This window comes from Helicobacter rappini (genome assembly GCF_900198625.1).
GTDB classification, from domain to species: domain Bacteria; phylum Campylobacterota; class Campylobacteria; order Campylobacterales; family Helicobacteraceae; genus Helicobacter_A; species Helicobacter_A rappini.
Genome location: NZ_FZPK01000005.1, coordinates 26,779 through 44,236, shown reverse-complemented (window position 1 = coordinate 44,236; position 17,458 = coordinate 26,779). Strand labels below are relative to the sequence as shown.

Annotated in this window: 15 protein-coding genes and 1 pseudogene; 5 read left to right on the top strand and 11 right to left on the bottom strand. The window is 36.0% G+C overall.

The genetic code is table 11. The features are described from left to right. Positions 1-431 precede the first annotated feature (431 nt). A complete protein-coding gene (locus C6H17_RS01325; protein WP_396279399.1) occupies positions 432-2,393 on the top strand; it encodes a penicillin-binding protein 1A in 1,962 nt (653 codons plus the stop codon). 447 nt (positions 2,394-2,840) lie between these two features. Here C6H17_RS01325 and C6H17_RS01320 read toward each other — a convergent pair whose 3' ends face one another. From C6H17_RS01320 to metE, 5 genes and pseudogenes are all read right to left on the bottom strand, one after another. After that, entirely contained in the window at positions 2,841-3,812 is a 972-nt protein-coding gene (locus C6H17_RS01320) for a KpsF/GutQ family sugar-phosphate isomerase (protein ID WP_005218807.1), read from the bottom strand. Positions 3,813-4,362: 550 nt separating this feature from the next. Next, a complete protein-coding gene (locus tag C6H17_RS01315; RefSeq protein WP_005218813.1) occupies positions 4,363-5,262 on the bottom strand; it encodes a methylenetetrahydrofolate reductase in 900 nt (299 codons plus the stop codon). Between the two features lie 258 nt (positions 5,263-5,520). After that, positions 5,521-5,667 (bottom strand): hypothetical protein, encoded by a 147-nt coding sequence (locus tag C6H17_RS12045; RefSeq protein WP_155243509.1) that lies wholly within the window; start codon positions 5,665-5,667, stop codon positions 5,521-5,523. 35 nt (positions 5,668-5,702) lie between these two features. Beyond that, positions 5,703-5,912: pseudogene (locus tag C6H17_RS13495) on the bottom strand (phosphonopyruvate decarboxylase); the annotation flags it as partial. Further along, on the bottom strand, positions 5,912-8,167 hold the full coding sequence (metE, locus tag C6H17_RS01300; protein ID WP_005218815.1) for a 5-methyltetrahydropteroyltriglutamate--homocysteine S-methyltransferase: 2,256 nt from the start codon (positions 8,165-8,167) through the stop codon (positions 5,912-5,914). The pseudogene C6H17_RS13495 and the gene metE, both read right to left, overlap by 1 nt. A 436-nt stretch (positions 8,168-8,603) precedes the next feature. On the opposite strand from metE, the gene C6H17_RS01295 reads away from it, so the two are divergent. Then, a complete protein-coding gene (locus C6H17_RS01295; protein WP_005217826.1) occupies positions 8,604-9,101 on the top strand; it encodes a hypothetical protein in 498 nt (165 codons plus the stop codon). A gap of 29 nt (positions 9,102-9,130) precedes the next feature. Then, positions 9,131-10,480: a hypothetical protein gene (locus tag C6H17_RS01290; protein ID WP_005217812.1), complete on the top strand. Its 1,350-nt coding sequence runs from the start codon at positions 9,131-9,133 to the stop codon at positions 10,478-10,480. 471 nt (positions 10,481-10,951) lie between these two features. On the opposite strand, the gene C6H17_RS01285 is transcribed toward C6H17_RS01290, so the two are convergent. From C6H17_RS01285 to C6H17_RS01275, 3 genes are all read right to left on the bottom strand, one after another. Next, the gene (locus C6H17_RS01285; RefSeq protein ID WP_005217810.1) at positions 10,952-11,362 is read right to left on the bottom strand and encodes an acyl-CoA thioesterase; all 411 of its coding nucleotides are present in this window, start codon (positions 11,360-11,362) and stop codon (positions 10,952-10,954) included. A gap of 14 nt (positions 11,363-11,376) precedes the next feature. Further along, positions 11,377-12,441 carry a 7-cyano-7-deazaguanine synthase gene (locus C6H17_RS01280; RefSeq protein WP_005217808.1) on the bottom strand — a complete coding sequence of 355 codons (1,065 nt, stop codon included), beginning with the start codon at positions 12,439-12,441 and terminating at the stop codon, positions 11,377-11,379. Between the two features lie 84 nt (positions 12,442-12,525). Continuing rightward, a complete protein-coding gene (locus C6H17_RS01275) occupies positions 12,526-13,608 on the bottom strand; it encodes a UDP-N-acetylglucosamine--N-acetylmuramyl-(pentapeptide) pyrophosphoryl-undecaprenol N-acetylglucosamine transferase (protein WP_005217806.1) in 1,083 nt (360 codons plus the stop codon). Positions 13,609-13,693: 85 nt separating this feature from the next. On the opposite strand from C6H17_RS01275, the gene C6H17_RS01270 reads away from it, so the two are divergent. Continuing rightward, on the top strand, positions 13,694-14,506 hold the full coding sequence (locus tag C6H17_RS01270) for a metal ABC transporter solute-binding protein, Zn/Mn family (protein WP_005217803.1): 813 nt from the start codon (positions 13,694-13,696) through the stop codon (positions 14,504-14,506). A gap of 59 nt (positions 14,507-14,565) precedes the next feature. Here the strand turns inward: C6H17_RS01270 and C6H17_RS01265 are convergent, their stop codons facing one another. Continuing rightward, a complete protein-coding gene (locus C6H17_RS01265) occupies positions 14,566-15,219 on the bottom strand; it encodes an IMPACT family protein (protein ID WP_005217801.1) in 654 nt (217 codons plus the stop codon). 17 nt (positions 15,220-15,236) lie between these two features. Next, positions 15,237-16,286, bottom strand: coding sequence for a microcin C ABC transporter permease YejB (gene yejB, locus C6H17_RS01260; RefSeq protein ID WP_005217799.1), 1,050 nt, complete (start codon positions 16,284-16,286; stop codon positions 15,237-15,239). 225 nt (positions 16,287-16,511) lie between these two features. Between yejB and C6H17_RS01255 the strand changes: the two genes are divergently transcribed. After that, a complete protein-coding gene (locus C6H17_RS01255; RefSeq protein WP_005217797.1) occupies positions 16,512-16,715 on the top strand; it encodes a hypothetical protein in 204 nt (67 codons plus the stop codon). Positions 16,716-16,732: 17 nt separating this feature from the next. On the opposite strand, the gene C6H17_RS01250 is transcribed toward C6H17_RS01255, so the two are convergent. Then, positions 16,733-17,455, bottom strand: coding sequence for an arginyltransferase (locus C6H17_RS01250; protein ID WP_005217783.1), 723 nt, complete (start codon positions 17,453-17,455; stop codon positions 16,733-16,735). Positions 17,456-17,458: the final 3 nt, after the last annotated feature.

Below are 17,458 nucleotides of genomic sequence, written 5' to 3'. Positions count from 1 at the left end.
AGAGTTTATGAGTATGTTTAAGAATCTCTTTATATTACTTTAGATTCTAGGCAGTTAGCTTTTACTTTGACTTCTGTTTGGCAATAAATGGAGTTTGTAGAGAAAGTTTATTTAGATTCTAAGATAAAGATAGACAACATATTGTCTTTAGTATATATTGGACCTTTTTAGCTATGGCGATGATTCTAAATAGCATGCTTAGAATGTAAGAATATGCTAGGATTTTTTACATGATAGCAAGTAATGTAAAAATATTTTCATTATGTTTTTTGCCGTCGGAATGGTATTTTAGAATCTAAAAATATTTGGGATTAGGGATAATGGCAGCAGCACAGCTTGATGACATATATGAAACGCCGAAAAAAACTAAGGGTGTTTTTAGAGTTTTTAGCATATTTTTTTATGTTTTTCTCGCATTATCTGCGGTTATAATGTGTGTAGTGGGCTATTATGGATACCAGCTTTACAAAGAGTTATCGCCACAAGTACATGCGATGATTGACTATCATCCAAATGAAGTTACGCAAGTATTTGATTCTAAAGGTCGTTTAGTCGCTAATCTCTTTGATGAAGAGTATAGATTCTATGTGAAATATGATGAGATACCCGGTCGCATTATAGAAGCATTACTAGCGGTTGAAGATACTATGTTTTTTGAGCATGATGGTGTGAATTTTGATGCGATTATGCGTGCTGTTTTTAAAAATGTGGTAAATATGCGCTACATGGAGGGGGGCAGCACACTCACTCAGCAGCTTGTTAAAAATATGCTTTTAACAAGCGATAGAACGCTAGATAGAAAGCTAAAAGAGTTTTTGCTATCTATTCGTGCCGAGCAGGTATTAACTAAGGAAGAGATACTAGAAAGATATCTTAATTATATCTTTTTAGGGCATGGATACTATGGTATAAAGACTGCGGCACTTGGCTATTTTAAAAAGAGTCTTAATGAGCTAACGCTAAAAGAGATTGCGATGCTTGTTGGCTTACCAAAATCTCCAGTAAAATATGATCCGACAAAGCATTTAAAAAACTCACTTAATCGTGCAAATGCCATACTCAAGCGTATGTATGAGCTTGGTTGGATCTCACAAGCTGAATTTCATCAAGCAGTAAAAGAAGTCCCAAAAGTATATAATCAAACACTAACGCAGAATAAAGCCCCCTATGTAGTTGATGAAGCGTTGCGTGAGTTGGCTGATATTAAGGATTTAAAATCGGGTGGATACAAGATCTATCTAACCATCGATCTTGACTATCAAGAGGCTGCACGAGAAGCCCTGCTCAAAGGATATGAAAATATTCAATACAGAATCATAGAGCGAGAGCAGAATGTAAGAAGCTGGCAAAAAAAACCAAAACTAACAGATTCTGACATAGATGAGCTAAGGGAACAAAGTGCCACAACGCTAAATGGAGCAATTGTTGTTACAAACCCACACACAGGTGAAGTTTTAGCGATGGTTGGTGGCATAAATCATAATAAAAGTTCATTCAATCGTGCCACCCAAACAAATAGGCAGTTTGGTAGCACCATGAAGCCTTTTGTATATCAACTTGCGTTTGATAAAGGTTATTCACCTGCTGAGATTGTCATCGATTCTCCAAAAAGGTTTGGCGGCGGCTCTAAGCTATGGCAACCAAATAATGACACGCGTAAATTTTTAGGACCTGTTACCATGCAGACTGCACTTGAAAAGTCATTAAATATCCCTGCCATTGATACCGCGTTAAAGATTACCGAAAATGCGTTATATGCAGGATTAGAATCTTTTGGTTTTGAAAACTTTCCAAAGGATTTAACCGTTGTGCTTGGAAGCCTTTCGTTATCGCCCATGAAAGCTGCTATGCAATATAGTCTTTTTTCAAATGGAGGCACGATTGTAAAGCCTTATGTAGTCGCAAAGATTATAGATCCGCAAGGAAAAGAGATTTTGTTTCAAACCACGCAGCAGAGTGTTACTACACCACAGCAAGCATTTTTAATTACATCGATTTTGCGAAACACCGTGCAAAAAGGCACGGGTTATCGTGCTAAAGTGAATGGCTTACAAATTGCAGGAAAAACTGGAACTTCAAATCAATCTAGAGATGTATGGTTTTGCGGCTATACGCCCGATTTGCAAGCAATAGTGTGGTATGGTAGAGATGATAATATGCCAATTGGCGGTGGTGCGTATGGAGGAAATATTTCTGCACCAGTTTTTGCTGACTTTATGCAAAAAGCCTTAGAGATTAATCCGGGTATGCAAAGAAATTTTAGAACACCAAGTGGCGTGTATCAACAAAGAATTGGCGATGAAATCATCTACTATACAGATACTTCACGCATTAATTATGAGCAAATAGAACAACAAGAGCGTCTAAAAGAAGCGGATAATATTATATTTTAGGTTTTTATTTGTATTAAAAAAGTATTCTTGTATGGTAAACATAGCTCACAGGTATATTTGGGCTAATGCTTAGAAAAATATGGAAAAGTATGATAAACAATTATTTTTTAGGCTTATTAGGATTCAAGATAACTGTTGTAAGGTGCAGTTTGCTTCTTGTCGCTCCTATATAACTGCAAACACCAATAAGCTAGTCTTTTTTAAACTCAAAAAAAGTCGCTTAATATGTGCCTATATATACAATTCCTTATATGTAACATATCCAATACACATTGACAATGTTTATGTATATATGCCGATTCACACATAAATAATATATACAATCAAACAAAAGATCGAAAAATGGCTAAGTGTAATATTTGAAAAATAATTAACAGATATTGAAAAGGATTGATTATGTTTGAGTATTCATATAGTATTATATGACATTTTTATCAAAATACAATACTATTTACAAAACCCAGCTTGGATTAAATCATGCATATGAATAACACCCTCCAGCACACCCTCTTGTGTTAAAATAGGTAATATCTGAATCTTAGAATCTTCAATAATTTTTAAAGCATCAAATGCAAGCATACCGCTATCATAAAGTGCTTTTGGATTTTTTGTAGCATAAGAAAAAGCACTAGATTCTAAGCTAAAATCCTTGTCAAACATAGCTCGTCTTAAATCGCCATCACTCAGCACACCAAGCAATTTATGATTAGAATCTACAAAAAACGCATTTCCTAAACGCCCGTTTGTCATAACACTAATCGCATCACGCAAACTCATCGCAGTATCAAGTAAGGGGAGATTCTGCGTCTGCATAATATCGCTCACTTTGATAAAAAGCATACGACCCAAACTTCCACCGGGATGAAAACTTGCAAAATCACTCTTACTAAAGCCCCTAGCCCTCATAAGACACACAGCAAGAGAGTCGCCCAAGGCAAGTGTAAGCGTGGTGGAAGTCGTGGGGGCAGTTTGCAAAGGGCATGCCTCCCTTTCTATAATTAAGGGCAGAAAATAATCGCCAAGCATAGACATACGCGACTTTTTTGACTTTGACATAGTAATGATAGGCAGTCCCATGCGTCTAATATGTGGTAAAATTGCTACAATCTCCTCGCTCTCACCACTATAACTAATCGCTAACACGCAATCATCTTTTTGCAATACGCCTAAATCACCATGCATAGCTTCTGTGGGATGCAAAAAAATGCTTGGTGTGCCTGTGCTTGAGAGTGTTGCTGAAATTTTTTGTGCGACTAGCCCGCTTTTGCCTACTCCTATAAGCACGAGCTTACCTTTCATATTTATTATAAGCCTAATAATAGAATCTAAATCGCCCAAATCCCCACTATACGCTAAAAGTGCATTACCTTCGTCATGCAAAGTCTGCATAAAAATTGCTTTAAAATCATAAGTTTTCATATTTAATCCTTTTGTTTGTGTTTTATCTTGTAAGCTAATTATCGCGTGGCTAATTTTAGCATACTTTGCTTTAATTGATAGCATTTCTTCCTTTGCCTTTTTGGCTACATGATTATTTTTAAAAGCTTTATTTTATAAGCGTAAACTATGCATGTCCCTTTATATACCAATAACGCGTAGAAAATCATTTTTTATGTGAACTCTTGCCTTACAATATTATATTCCAATGCGACATTATACGATATGAAAAAATAATGCACAAACAAATATATACAAGCAATAAATCCTTGTATGAAATGGCAATAATAATCTGTGCAGATACAAGCGATAGTAAGCATGGCAATCCAGATATGTAGCAGAAAGCTTAACATTTTTTCTAGCAACAAAGGCAAATACATAAAGAAAGACTTATTGCTTCACAAACTTGTTGATAGATACAGAAAGCAGCAAGAGTAAGATGGCAAAGCTTATGCGATTTCTAGCAATTAGTTTGGCGGTAGTGCTGATATGACCCTAATTTTGAAAGACAAGTTAGGTAAAAGGCAAATCTTTACACAAACTCCCTTAGCAAACTCGGTTTATTCGCACTCATAAAGTGGAATTTATTATGCAATGTTTGTAAATCCTTAAAAAGCTCCCTTGAAAGCTCTAAGCCCACTTTTCGCTCAACTTCTTTGCCTTTAATACTCGCCTTTTCTAGCTTTTGCACCCATTCATCTGGGATATACACGCCGGGCAGTTTATCCCGCAAGAATAAGGCTACTTTATAGCTTAATACAGGGAAAAATCCTAGAATCATCACGCAGTTTTGCCCTAACTCTTTATTTATAGATTCCAAACTCTCAAGCAAAAACCTTGCGCCTTCAAGTGAGAATACAGGTTGAGTAAAAAGCCCTTGCACCGCTGAATTACTAAGCTTTTTTAGCATTTTCTTTTTTAAAGATTCTGTGTTGTTGGCATAGGAATTAATGACTGAAAAATTATAGATTGTCTCCACGCTATTCTTTAGCACCTTGCCATTTGCTGCTATGCCTTGATTTAGCCCATCTATAATCCTGCCTAGTTTTAGAGAACTTTCTTCAAATACGCCCTTAGCCCCCGCACAATCGCCATTTTTCACCCCATCGCCACTAAGACTTAAAAAGGAGCGAAGTCCAAACTCATTTGCCCCCAAAATATCGCCACACAAGGCAATGGAGTTTCTATCTCGCATTGAAAGCGTGCAGATTAAGGGCTTTTTTAGGGCATTTTGTAGCTTGATAGAGCTTAGGATTGAAGAGGGTTTGAGCCGTGCAAGTGGGGAATCTGTGCAAACAAAACAATCTGCTTGGCTTAAAGATTCTAACTCATCTATTACGCTTTGCCCGATTGTAGAGCTAAGGCTTGGCGAGACTTCTACGCTTAAAAATGGCTCGTTACTTTGGAGTTTAGTGATGAGTTGCTCTAACATTTTCTATCCTTTTTATTTTAGTTTTTTACGAATCTCCTGCCACTTGCTAAATTTTCTAATTTCTCTTTATTTTTCTATGCTTTCTTTTTTTCGCAAAAAGGGGTTTATCCCCTCCCCGCTCCCCTTAGCCCCGAAAAAGTCGCCACTTTTTACCCTTACGGGATTTGCAAAGCTACATCGGCAATCAAGGGGAGAGCCTCGCTATTCCCTATCACACTTCGCTTTGGCGGTGGCACTGCTGCCACCTTATTCCCAAAGCTACACACCACGAGAGGGGCGAGAGTGGGACTTACACGCTTTGCGTGTAACATTGATTTTTATGGTGGCAAAGTCGTGCTTTGCCACTTTGGCGATTGTGGAATCTGATTGAGATTCTAAGCCTTTTAGATTTTTCGTCTTTTTCAAAGGCTCAAAATGACAAAAAACATAGAATTTGCGTAAGATTCTGCAATGCTAGAATCCACATTGTTTGAATCTTGGCATTCTAAGGATTGAGATGAGAAAACCAGCGAAGCGGTGCAAGGCGAAGCCACAGCAGGTTTCTTTAGTAAATCGGCGTTTCAAGTGAGCCAACAAGAAGCTTACTTCAGCGTAAGTGCCGCAGTTGGCGAACGCAGAATCGCCGATTTATCGCTCAATACTGAATGCCCTAGCCACGCACTTTTTTCACTGCCTCTACTATATTTTGCAGACTTGGCTTCACCTCTTCCCACTTCCTAGTTTTTAGCCCACAATCTGGATTTATCCATAGCTGCTCTTTTGGCAACACTTCAAGTAGAGCGTTAATCTGTGTTACTAGCTCTTCAACACTTGGGATTCTAGGGCTATGTATGTCATATACGCCCGGTCCCACTTCATTTGTATAGCCTACTTGCTTAAAGACTTTTAGTAGCTCATTGCCACTTCGTGCAGTCTCAATGCTAATCACATCGGCATCAAGGGCTTCAATGGTTTTAATAATGTCATTAAACTCGCTATAACACATATGCGTGTGAATCTGCGTCTTTGGCGTAGCAATCGCCACAGAAGTTTTAAAGCACGACAACGCCCAAGATTCATAATCCTTGATATTTTCAGCTCTCAAAGGATAGCCCTCTTTGAATGCCGCTTCATCAACTTGTATAACTTTAATCCCCGCCTTTTGCAAGTCATCAATCTCATCGGCAATACACAAAGCCAACTGCTCGCAGACTTCCTTTCTACTCAAGTCATCACGCACAAAGCTCCAGTTTAAAATCGTTACAGGACCGGTTAGCATTCCTTTCATCACTTTTTGCGTAAGACTTTGCGCGTAAGTTATCCACTCAATCGTCATCGCCTTAGGACGCTCCACATCGCCATAAATGATAGGGGGCTTCACACAGCGGCTACCATAGCTTTGCACCCACGCATTTGCGCTAAACACAAAGCCGCTTAACTGCTCTCCAAAATACTCCACCATATCATTTCGCTCCGGCTCCCCGTGCACCAACACATCAAGCCCAATAGAATCTTGAAATTCCACGCAATCCTTGATATACGCCTTTATGCCTTTTTCATACTCTGCCTTGTTTATCTCGCCCTTTTTATAGCCTAGACGCAATGCCCTTATTTCGCTAGTTTGCGGGAATGAGCCAATCGTTGTGGTTGGCAAAAGTGGGAAGTGAAAAGCTTCTTTTTGAATCTTAATGCGTTCTTTAAAAGGCAGACTTCGCTCTTTTATACTATAAGATTCTACTCTTTGGCGTATAGTTGTATTATGCGTTTTACTAGAGTTTTTGCGAGATTGATTTATCGCTTTATTCTGCTCTAAAAAGCTTTGTGTAGCAGAATCTAAGCTCCCTCTATACGCCTTTTCTATCGCACAAAGCTCAGTAATCTTCTCTCTAGCAAAGCTTAGCCACGATAAAATCTCTTTTTCAATCTTATTTTCTCCCTCTTTACTAAAAGGCAGGTGCAAAAGTGAGCAAGAAGCACTCACTACAACCCTATCTTTTGGCACAATCGCACTAATAGATTCTAAAAGTTTAAGCTTAGATTCAATATCTGCTACCCAAATATTTCGCCCATCAACAACCCCCGCGTAGAGAATCTTATCACTCTGTGCGATTAAATCTAAACTCTCTTTATTTTTCTCCCCATAGATAAAGTCAAGCCCAAGCCCTGCAACTTTTGACTTTACAAGGATTTTTGTAAGCTCATTGCTATGCTCAAAAAATGTGCTTACAATCGCCTGTATGCCGCTATCTGCAATGGCGTTATAAACATTTAATACTTCAGATTCTATATCAATGCCACTAAAAATCTCTTTGTTTAGCCCACGCACAAAAAGCGGCTCACTAAACTCAATAACGACTTTAGAATCTAGCTTTGCAATTTCTTTTATTAACTCCAAATACGCCGCTTTTAGCTTATTAAAAATCGCAGTAGGATTCCCATTTGCAATCTTACTTAGCCCAAAAAATGTAAAAAGCCCAATGAGTGAGATTTTAGGATTGAAACCTAGTGCTTTTGCTTCATTATAATAGGCTTTAATATTGCTTATATCTGCCTTGTAGTTATCATCTTCACTTAGCTCTGGCACGACATAGTGATAGTTTGTATTAAACCACTTTGTCATCTCACAAGCCACGCCATTCTTATGCCCTCTTGCCATTGCAAAATAGCCCTCTAACCCGCTTAAATCCTTAAATCGTTTAGGTTTTGCGTTTAACGAGTATGCTAAATCTAGCACATTATCATACAAGCTAAAGTCATTCACACATACAAAATCCAAATCCTTTTGCTCCGCCCAGTGCTTTTCTCGCAATGCCTTTGCCACAGATTCTAAATCACTTTGTGTGCTTTTGCCACTCCAAAAGCTCTCCAACGCCTTTTTTAACTCTCTATTTTGTCCAACTCGTGGAAATCCTAAAATATTGCCCATTGTGTTTCCTTTTTGTAATGTTATGGTGCAATTATGGCATAAAAATTTAAAAACACAATATGTAATTTAAATTTTTTGCATAAAAATTGTATTTTTTATATAAAAAATCATTCAATAACGCATGACAAGGCACTTAGAAATAGATACAAAAAGTAACAAATACAATATGTAATCTAAAATTTATGCTTTGATTCTATAGTTTAAGTGAGAGATATTATTGCAATAAATCCTATGATATAGATTTCATAACCAACAAAAGCTACTTGCCTTAATCCCCAAAGATTACCCCTTAAAATCACTCTCAAACACTAAATATTGAATCTAGAATACTATTTATATAATTTTTCATATTTATTATACATTTACCCTTGATTTGTTTTTTTTTTTTTGTAAAGTAGCAATGTCATTTTGATATATTACACTAAGGAGCAAAGCTATGACAAAAGCAGTAGCAATTGAGGAATTACAAAGATTTGATAATTCGCGTTTTAATGAAGCAAATGCACGCAATTTGATTAGTAAGGTGTCAAGCGGTTTAAAACTACCAGAACCTGTAAAAGTAGAATTTGATCGTAAAATGGCAACACTTTTTCAACAAACAAAGATAATAGCAGGTAAACTGATTAATATCGGTAGAATCATATTTGCAAAGCTATATCAGTTCATAACAGAAAATCCAAACATGGCATTAGGCACTATCATTGGCGCGGTGCTTGGATCATTTCTTGGTATGGTGCCACTTATTGGTGGTATATTATCGATTGTAGCTACATTTCTTGGTGCAGCTATCGGTGGGTATCTTGACCTTCTTAACAAAGGCGGCAGAGAAGCAGATACTACACTTGAGAAAGTTATCGCAGGAGCAGCCCATACGACAAAAGAGTTTTTTAAGCTTTTGAAAGAGATTTTTATCGCATTAAAAAATGATTTTTAATCCACATATTTGATATTGAAAGGAATACTATGGCAGATATAAAAGCAGGTGATTTAGGTTTAGAATCTCTAGATTCACAACAGCAATGGGATCAAAACTACGCGACACTTATAAAAACGACGGATCCACATGTGATTATGAATATTATGCAAAACGCTTCTAGTGAAGAGATGGACTATTATATGGATACAGGATTTGATATACTCTTTTCTGGTAAGGCACCCACTGGCGTTTTAGAGCATGTAGGCACCGCCGCTTCAGCAGTTACTGCTGGGGTTGCTGGTGGAGCAACAGCTGCGGCACTCGGAGCTACTACGGTAACGACATCAGCGGGTGGTATATTAGGCTTTCTTGGTGTTACGACTACAGCCGTAGCTGCCGCACCTTTGGCACTCGTAGCTGGGGCAGCAGCAGGTGCAGCTGCAATTGGCTATGGTGCCTATAAACTTGCAAGTGGTTCTGCAAAAGATAGGGGCAAAGACGAGCAGTTTCAAAAAGTAAAACAAGAGGGCAGATATCATATTGGTAATTCTGCAAGGAAATTTAACCCTTTTGTGTTTCTTCAAACAGAATATAACTATATAAATGAGATATATCAAATCTTAACTACACTTCCTTCAACAAACGAGCAGGATATGGAAAAATTCCTACAAGTCTTTGATGGCGAGAAGATATTAAACGCTGACCAGCTACTAATGGGAAGAGAGGATAAATGGTATAAACAGGGCTATGTTAAAGATGAGAATGGTTTGGATATATTTTTATTTATGGCAGAAGATATGCGTAATGAATTATGTGATTATCTACACAAATATTGTGAAAAAATGAAACGCCGATATGAATTTGAAAGCAAAGAACTCATTAATAGTTATGTAGCATTTTTAGAGATTAATAATGAGTATATTACACCGCGTGTAGCCCAAACAGACAATAAAGAGTTTATTGAAGCAGTGCAAAAAGGTGAAGTATATATTCATAGTGGTCATATAGCGTATCAAGAATTTCGTGCAGTTTTTAGCGTATATAAAATGCTATTAAACCATTCGCAAAATACTTCAAAACAGATTGAGTTGCAAAAAGAAAAAATGTATGAAAGAGCTGAAAAACTTGGGGCAACAGAGCTTTTTGAAAATATATTAGCAGAACATCGCCTTGTAAAGCTTGATGAGACAAACTACATTCGATATTTGCAAGAAGTTGTAAGTGTGCTTGATAGTAAAGATGCACGAGCTTTTATCAATGAATTGACAAATGATATTGCAGAATGTATGCTTGTAGATTCTGTAATGGAACCTTATGAAAAAGAGATAATGCAAAATATCGCAAATACCTTTTCAAATTTGCTTGATACCAATAGGCAAAAACTCACTGCTTTCTAAAGCCCTTGCAAAAGCTTAAAGATAGCACAATCATCTTATAATAACAATATAGGCTTCATATAGAAAAAATATAAAGCCTATATGCAAATCTATATAGCAAACAATGCTATATTGCAGCAATATGTTTAATGTAAAACATAAGCACAATATTAGCTACATTCTCTAAAGTCAATTCATAAAAACCTATCACTAAAAACAAAGCACAAAAAAGGCTAAAGAATGATTTCTATGATAGATTCGAAAAATAAAAGATTATAAAAAGACTTTTTAGGATTAACAACAGAATCTTTATAATAAGAAATTAAATATGTTTAAAGTTGTAGTATTGCTAAGCAAATACACACAAAAAATATTTAAGATACAAAACATAAAAAATCAATTATTGACACATTGTCATGCATAAACCACTATAAATAAATCATAGATATAAATCTATTTATAGATTCTGTGTTGCAGATTCCCTAAATACAATCATTTACAAGTAAAAAACCCGGCAACATCTTGCAGTGAATCTGTAATTTTGCATGGCTTTTTTGTGTGAATGTCAATGTGTGCGAGTTTTACTTTTAGGCTAAAAACAAGCTCTGGTGTATCTAGTGCAGTATTACATGTAGCAATTCTAAATATTTCTTGTTTTAAAATCAGTGAAGCACTTTTTATCTCTAAAGGTGTAGTTTGCACTTTATATTTATCGCCTAAATACAGCGTTTTTATAAAGCTAGATTCTATCTCTTTGACTACAAAGCCATGTTTTGTATTATGCGGAAGCATGCCTTTTTCAAAAAAGAGTAAAGAGCGCGCTCTCTCACAAAAGACAAGGTAGTTTGCATGATACACAATGCCGCCACAATCTGTATCATCATAAAACACATACGAGACCATGTTGCCCCCTTAAGTTAGGATTGTAAAAGTAAAAACTTACTTGCATCTTCTTTTGCATAGGGCATAAGCGTTAAAACCTCATCGCCAATACGCACATTATACGACTTATCAAGCTCTGTTTTCGCATAGCCAAGCACAATTCTTGCGGCTAAGATTCTATCATCTTTATGTGCGTTTTTCTCCACTAAAGCCATAGGTCCTTGTATATCTTGTAATTCTATTTTATCCATAAATTCATGCTCTATATCAAGCTTTCTGCCCTCTTCTTCATTGCGTGAGATAACACACCTTGTGCCATTTTCTAACACCATGTAGCGACCGATTTTAAATAATGCAACATCTTCAAATACCACTTTTCTATGTGCTTGCATATCCTTAATCTTTAGGGCGACTGAAGTATCTGTTAAGAGACAGCCACCGCCGGGCTTTTCATGGTATTTCCAACCATATTTTTTGAGTAAGTCAAGCTGTCTTTGTCTGCCTCTCCCACTTACATCAAGCAATCTCTCTCTATCTACCCAGCCCATTTTTTCAGGAAAGGTTTCTGGCATGAGTTTGGCACTCATAGGGCGAAGTATTAGCTCATCAAGTGTTTTTGGCTTACTAGGATTACTTCCATCTCTACTCAAAATAGAATCATACAAGGGATTTTCCCCGATTTTTCTTACAAGCTTTTTTACTTGATCCATTGCCTCTTTTCTTTGACTTTTTGGTCTCTGTCCTAATACTTCACCACTGATGGCAAAATCTGCTTTAAGCTCTACCATTTTCGCAAATGCGTGTGAAAACATATTTGCATGGCAATCAATACATGGATTAAAATACTTCCCATAGCCATATTGCGGTTTAAATAGAATATTATCAAAAAACTGCTTTGCGATATTTATCTGTATGAGTTCTGCCCCAACTTGCTTAGCTGCGTTGTAAAAATACTCACTTTTATCCTTATTGCTACCAAAGCCTATGTTAAAATTTAGCGCATATACCTTAATGCCTTGCTCGTGCAACAACTGCATAGAAATCATAGAATCTAATCCACCACTAAATAATGCTACCGCACTTATTTGCTTTTTTGTCATAGTTATAAACTCCAAAATATTAATATTTTTTTAATATGTGAGATTATAACTTAAAATTACAAAGCTTTTATTTGTTATAAGATTCTAATTCTTAAGATATTGCCTTATGTGATTAATGATACATTCAGCACCATTTTGCTGTGCCATTGTGATAAGCGACTTTGAGATAGTAGAGAGATTTATTTGTGTGATTTTTTGCGCTAAATCATTTATATCAATGCGTGAAATTTCATCTTGTGTGTAAAGCAGTGCTAAATCTTTATCAATAAGGCTTTTTGCATTAAAATATTGATGGTTTTTAGCTGCGTATGGATAGGGTATAAAAAGTGTAGGCAAGCCATTACTTACAAGTTCCCAAAGGCTTGAAGCCCCAGCACGACTAATGCAAAAATCAGCCATATTCATAAGTTCTGCCATATCCCTCCTAAAATCAAATACAAATATATCTTTCTCACCACTTTTAAAATCCTGCATGGAATCTGCTAAATTGAAGCCTTTTTCAACATAGGCTTTATAAGTGTTTTCATAATCTATTTTTCCTGCTTGATGCAGGATTTTTATATTTTTCTCTTTAAGTAAGGGGGCAAGATTTAATGCTAGTTCATTAATCGCCTTTGCACCTTGAGAGCCACCAAAAAAGGCGATAGTTTTAAGCGTATCTCTCTCTCTTTGCTTAATGAAAAAATCACTATTAATAGGATAAGGCGTAAAGGTAACATTAGGATACTCAAAGCTTGAGAAAAAGCTTTTTGCAAATGGCTTTAAAAGCTTATTTAGCGATCCCATACAGGCATTTTGCTCATGTATAAAAAATGGAATCCTGCTAAAAATCGCCCCAAAACTCCCTGTCGCTGCACTAAATCCACCGACACTAATACACGCATTAATATTATGTTCTTTTAAAAGCTTTTTTGCGCTCAAAGATTCTGTAATATTTTTTGCTAACGCACTCCATTTACCAAAAAAGCTTTGATTAACCACGGGCATAGAATCTAAAAATGCAGTATGTGTAAAAGGTGTGCTTTCATTATCAAACCATTGCTTGTCTTGCCCCCTTGTCCCACCTATATAGAGTGTAGTGATACCTTGTTTCTTGCACTCTTCGCCCAATGCCCTTGCGATTGCTAAATGTCCGCCTGTGCCACCTCCAGTGATTGCTATATTCATGTAAATCTCCGTTTTTATGTGTGAATCTTTAATTTTTGTAGTATTATAGCAGATTCCATTCATGTAGAAAGTCTAGGGGTTATGTATGAAAAAATTTTTAATTGTTATTATCACAATGTGTAGCGTGTGTCATCTTTTATACGCAAAGAAATTACAAGTAAGTGTGAGTATCCCACCACTCTCTTTTTTCGTGCAAGGGATTGCAAAATCTAGGGCAGATATTCACATCATCGTGCCACAAAATAAAAATGCAGAGACTTATGAGCCAAGCTTTAAAGACATGCAAACTCTAGCAAATAGCGATATATTTATCGGTATTGGCATGCCTTTTGAAAATATATGGCTACCAAAGATTCTAAAGGCAAATAAACAGCAAAATACACTAGAGATTGTAATGCTGCATGAAGACCTAGACAAAAAGGATCAAATGCACCTATGGCTTAGTATCGAGAATGCTAGAGAGATTACAAACATTATTACCATTGCATTAGCTTCAAAAGATCCGCAAAATGCAAGTTTCTACACTGAAAATGCAAAGGAAATATACCATGCAATAGAGATTTTAGAGCGGAAAATAAAATCGCATTTAGAGAAAATGCCACATAAAGACTTCATAGTCTTTCACCCCCTATTTGACAAGGCAGCCACTGAATATGGATTAATAGAGCATGCCCTAGAGCAACATGGAAAAACCTATGGCATGAAAGAGATTCTAAGTCTTGCTGACTTTGGTAAAAAAGCAGGGATTAAAAAAGTCTTTGCTGAAAGTAATAATAAAGATATAGCAACACTTGCAAAGACTATGGGGGCTAAAGTCATTCTTATTAACCCTATGAGTAGTGATTATATTAAGAATGTAGAATCTATTTTTGCAGAAATATCGAAGAGTTATGAATAGGGGACTAAGAAGATTCTATATATTATAATGCGTTAATGCATTTGCCAATATGTTGCATTTTATGACATATTACTATCATAATAAAGATTCTTATACTCTTTTGAAAAATTTTCTAAATTTGTAGCACTCCCTTGTAGTTGCAGTGTAATGCTAGTTTGTAGAAACTCTCTATCAATCACTTCAAGTTTATGCTGTGTAGCTAAATGCAGGATTTTATTATACGCACTGCTTTTTACATGTATGCTTATAATATCTTTAGCTTGATAGGGCAGGATTTGTCCTAAATTTTCAGCCAAAGTGATAGTTTGCAATGTCGCCTGTGTATATGCCCTTACTAGTCCCCCCACGCCAAGCTTTGTGCCACCAAAATAGCGTATGCAAACACAAAAGATATTGATTAAGCCTTTACCACGCAAGACTTCAAGCATAGGCACTCCAGCACTCCCTTTAGGTTCGCCATCATCGCTACTGCCCTCTATTATTTGCTGATATTCATTTAAGATTCTAAACGCCCATACAAAATGCACTGCTTTTTTATGTGCGGCTTGAAGCTTTGCTAATATTTCATTTCGCAATGTTTGATTAGAATCTAGAGTTGTATTTGTAGCTATATCAAGTGGGAAAAGCAAGGCTATAAACTTTGAGCCTTTACATTCAAAAATTATCTCTTCCTTAGATCGCGCTGTGTTTTCTTGATAGATAAAATACTGCATTATTATCCTTTTAGAATCTACGCCCTATCAAAATCTATACGCGGATCAACAACCATATAAAGCAAGTCGCCAATAATATTTGCAAATAAGCCAATAAGCGTAAAAATAAAAAGTGTGCCAAACACAACAGGATAATCTCTAGTAATCACGCTGTCATAGCCAAGCAGCCCAAGCCCATCGAGATTAAAAATAATCTCTATCAACAGATTAGAGCTAAAAAACATACCAATAAAAGTAGCAGGGAAAAGCGTAATAAGTAGTAGCATGGCATTGCGAAATATATGCAGATACAGCACACGCATATTACTTGCTCCCTTACTTCTTGCAAGCAGCACATAACCCTTATTTATCTCATCAAGAAATGAGTTTTTAACAAGCAGAGTAAGACTTGCAAACCCGCCAACACAAATGCAAATAAGCGGCAGAGTAATATGCCATAAAAGATCTTTTATCTTATCCCACAAACCCATCTCATGAAAATTTTGACTAACTAAATCTTTCAGTGGAAATATATCCCAAAAACTCCCCCCAGCAAATAGGACAATCAGCAAAATAGCAAATAAAAATGGCGGGATAGAATACAAAAGCGTAATGCAAACGCTAGTAAATGTATCAAATGGGCTATTGTTATACAACGCTTTAATAATGCCAAGCGGAATGCTTATAAGATAGATAATGAGTGTGCTAAAGATTCCAAGTGTGATTGATACAGGCAGCTTTTCTTTAATAATATCAAGCACACGAGCTTCCCTATAAAAACTCTCTCCAAAATCAAATCGCATATAATTTTGTAGCATGATAAAAAATCTCTCTAAAATCGGCTTATCAAAGCCATACATTTCCTTTAATTGCGTAATGAGAGTAGAATCAAGCCCTTTTGCACCTTGATAGCTTGATAGCCTTATACTCCCAGCATTACTCTCACCTTGCAGAGTATTTGTAAGTTTTGCGCTCATTTGTTCCACAGGACCACCGGGTGCTAACTGAATGATGAAAAAATTAAGTGTGATAATACCAAGCAAGGTAGGTATAACTAAAAAGATTCTCTTAAAAATGTAGGATAACATAAAATGCCTATATGTAAATTTTTACAAATTTTTTATAATATGATACTATAAAATGTGTTTGTGATAAAATTATACGCATAAGAAGTATAAGATTGCAAACAAATTGGGATTCCCATTAGGTTTAATCAGCCTTACTTCATGTGGTAAGATTTGTAAAATTAATGTGATATATAGAACACCTAAATTTATCATTCCAAAAACAAAAACATAGTAATATGAGAGAATATGATATACCCATATTCTCATGCAAATGCAATAAAAGAAGAAATTCTTCTTGCTATACAAAAAGCAAAAGACTTTAAACATCAACACAAACCCCATAAAACAAGAACAAAAAGCAATGAATTATTCTTTGATTTATTACAAAAAGGCGTATTTTTTGATATACCAAAGCAAAAGAAGTTTTTAGATATAAATAGCATGGAATAGACTTTTATAAAAATCTCTCAATCATATCTCTTCCAATATGTCCTATCAAAAAAGTCGGCTTCATTTAGCAAGGCTTCAAAAGGTTTATATCTCTCTTTATAGCCCATGGATTTATGATTTTTTATCCAATACCCCGGATAGAAATATTTGAGATTTAACTTTTTTGCAAGATTTAATAGCAATATAATATTTAGTGTGCCTAGACTTAGCTTTTCATAATCATGATCGTAAAAAAAGTAATTTGCACTCATAGAACTCAGCACAATGTCAAAATAACTCACGCCAATAAGCCTACCATCACGATACAGACACATTTCATAGCCAAAGTATTCACTCCCGGCGACAAATGAGTTTGTATAGCGAGACATATCGATATTATTCATACTCCAGTTTTTTTTACGCATCATTTTTGTGTGATATTTCACATATAAGCACACTCTTGCATCATTTGTTAAAGGTCGTCTTATCTGTATAATAGTATCACTATTTTTTTTTAGAATCCGCTTCATGTTGGGGCTTATTTGAAACTCATCTACAAGTTGTCGTATTGTAATACATTCCTTGCAATTAGGGCATTGTGGCACGAAGAAATACTCACCAAAGCGGCGATACCCACGCTCAAGTAAGCCTTGATAAAAGTATGGCGTGCAATCCTTGATACCTAAATATCGAAATTGACTTTCTTTATTTTCAAAGTAAGAGCAAGGATGAATCTCTGAAAAAAAATCAAAATATTCCATATA

What these genes read in the sequence shown, in the direction of transcription:
- yejB (WP_005217799.1), bottom strand. Translation starts at nt 16,286, where the DNA reads ATGTTATCCTACATTTTTAAGAGAATCTTTTTAGTTATACCTACCTTG.
- C6H17_RS01250 (WP_005217783.1), bottom strand. Translation starts at nt 17,455, where the DNA reads ATGGAATATTTTGATTTTTTTTCAGAGATTCATCCTTGCTCTTACTTT.
- C6H17_RS01265 (WP_005217801.1), bottom strand. Translation starts at nt 15,219, where the DNA reads ATGCAGTATTTTATCTATCAAGAAAACACAGCGCGATCTAAGGAAGAG.
- C6H17_RS01285 (WP_005217810.1), bottom strand. Translation starts at nt 11,362, where the DNA reads ATGGTCTCGTATGTGTTTTATGATGATACAGATTGTGGCGGCATTGTG.
- C6H17_RS01325 (WP_396279399.1), top strand. Translation starts at nt 432, where the DNA reads ATGTGTGTAGTGGGCTATTATGGATACCAGCTTTACAAAGAGTTATCG.
- C6H17_RS01320 (WP_005218807.1), bottom strand. Translation starts at nt 3,812, where the DNA reads ATGAAAACTTATGATTTTAAAGCAATTTTTATGCAGACTTTGCATGAC.
- C6H17_RS01280 (WP_005217808.1), bottom strand. Translation starts at nt 12,441, where the DNA reads ATGACAAAAAAGCAAATAAGTGCGGTAGCATTATTTAGTGGTGGATTA.
- C6H17_RS01290 (WP_005217812.1), top strand. Translation starts at nt 9,131, where the DNA reads ATGGCAGATATAAAAGCAGGTGATTTAGGTTTAGAATCTCTAGATTCA.
- C6H17_RS01255 (WP_005217797.1), top strand. Translation starts at nt 16,512, where the DNA reads ATGATATACCCATATTCTCATGCAAATGCAATAAAAGAAGAAATTCTT.
- C6H17_RS01295 (WP_005217826.1), top strand. Translation starts at nt 8,604, where the DNA reads ATGACAAAAGCAGTAGCAATTGAGGAATTACAAAGATTTGATAATTCG.
- C6H17_RS01270 (WP_005217803.1), top strand. Translation starts at nt 13,694, where the DNA reads ATGAAAAAATTTTTAATTGTTATTATCACAATGTGTAGCGTGTGTCAT.
- metE (WP_005218815.1), bottom strand. Translation starts at nt 8,167, where the DNA reads ATGGGCAATATTTTAGGATTTCCACGAGTTGGACAAAATAGAGAGTTA.
- C6H17_RS01275 (WP_005217806.1), bottom strand. Translation starts at nt 13,608, where the DNA reads ATGAATATAGCAATCACTGGAGGTGGCACAGGCGGACATTTAGCAATC.
- C6H17_RS01315 (WP_005218813.1), bottom strand. Translation starts at nt 5,262, where the DNA reads ATGTTAGAGCAACTCATCACTAAACTCCAAAGTAACGAGCCATTTTTA.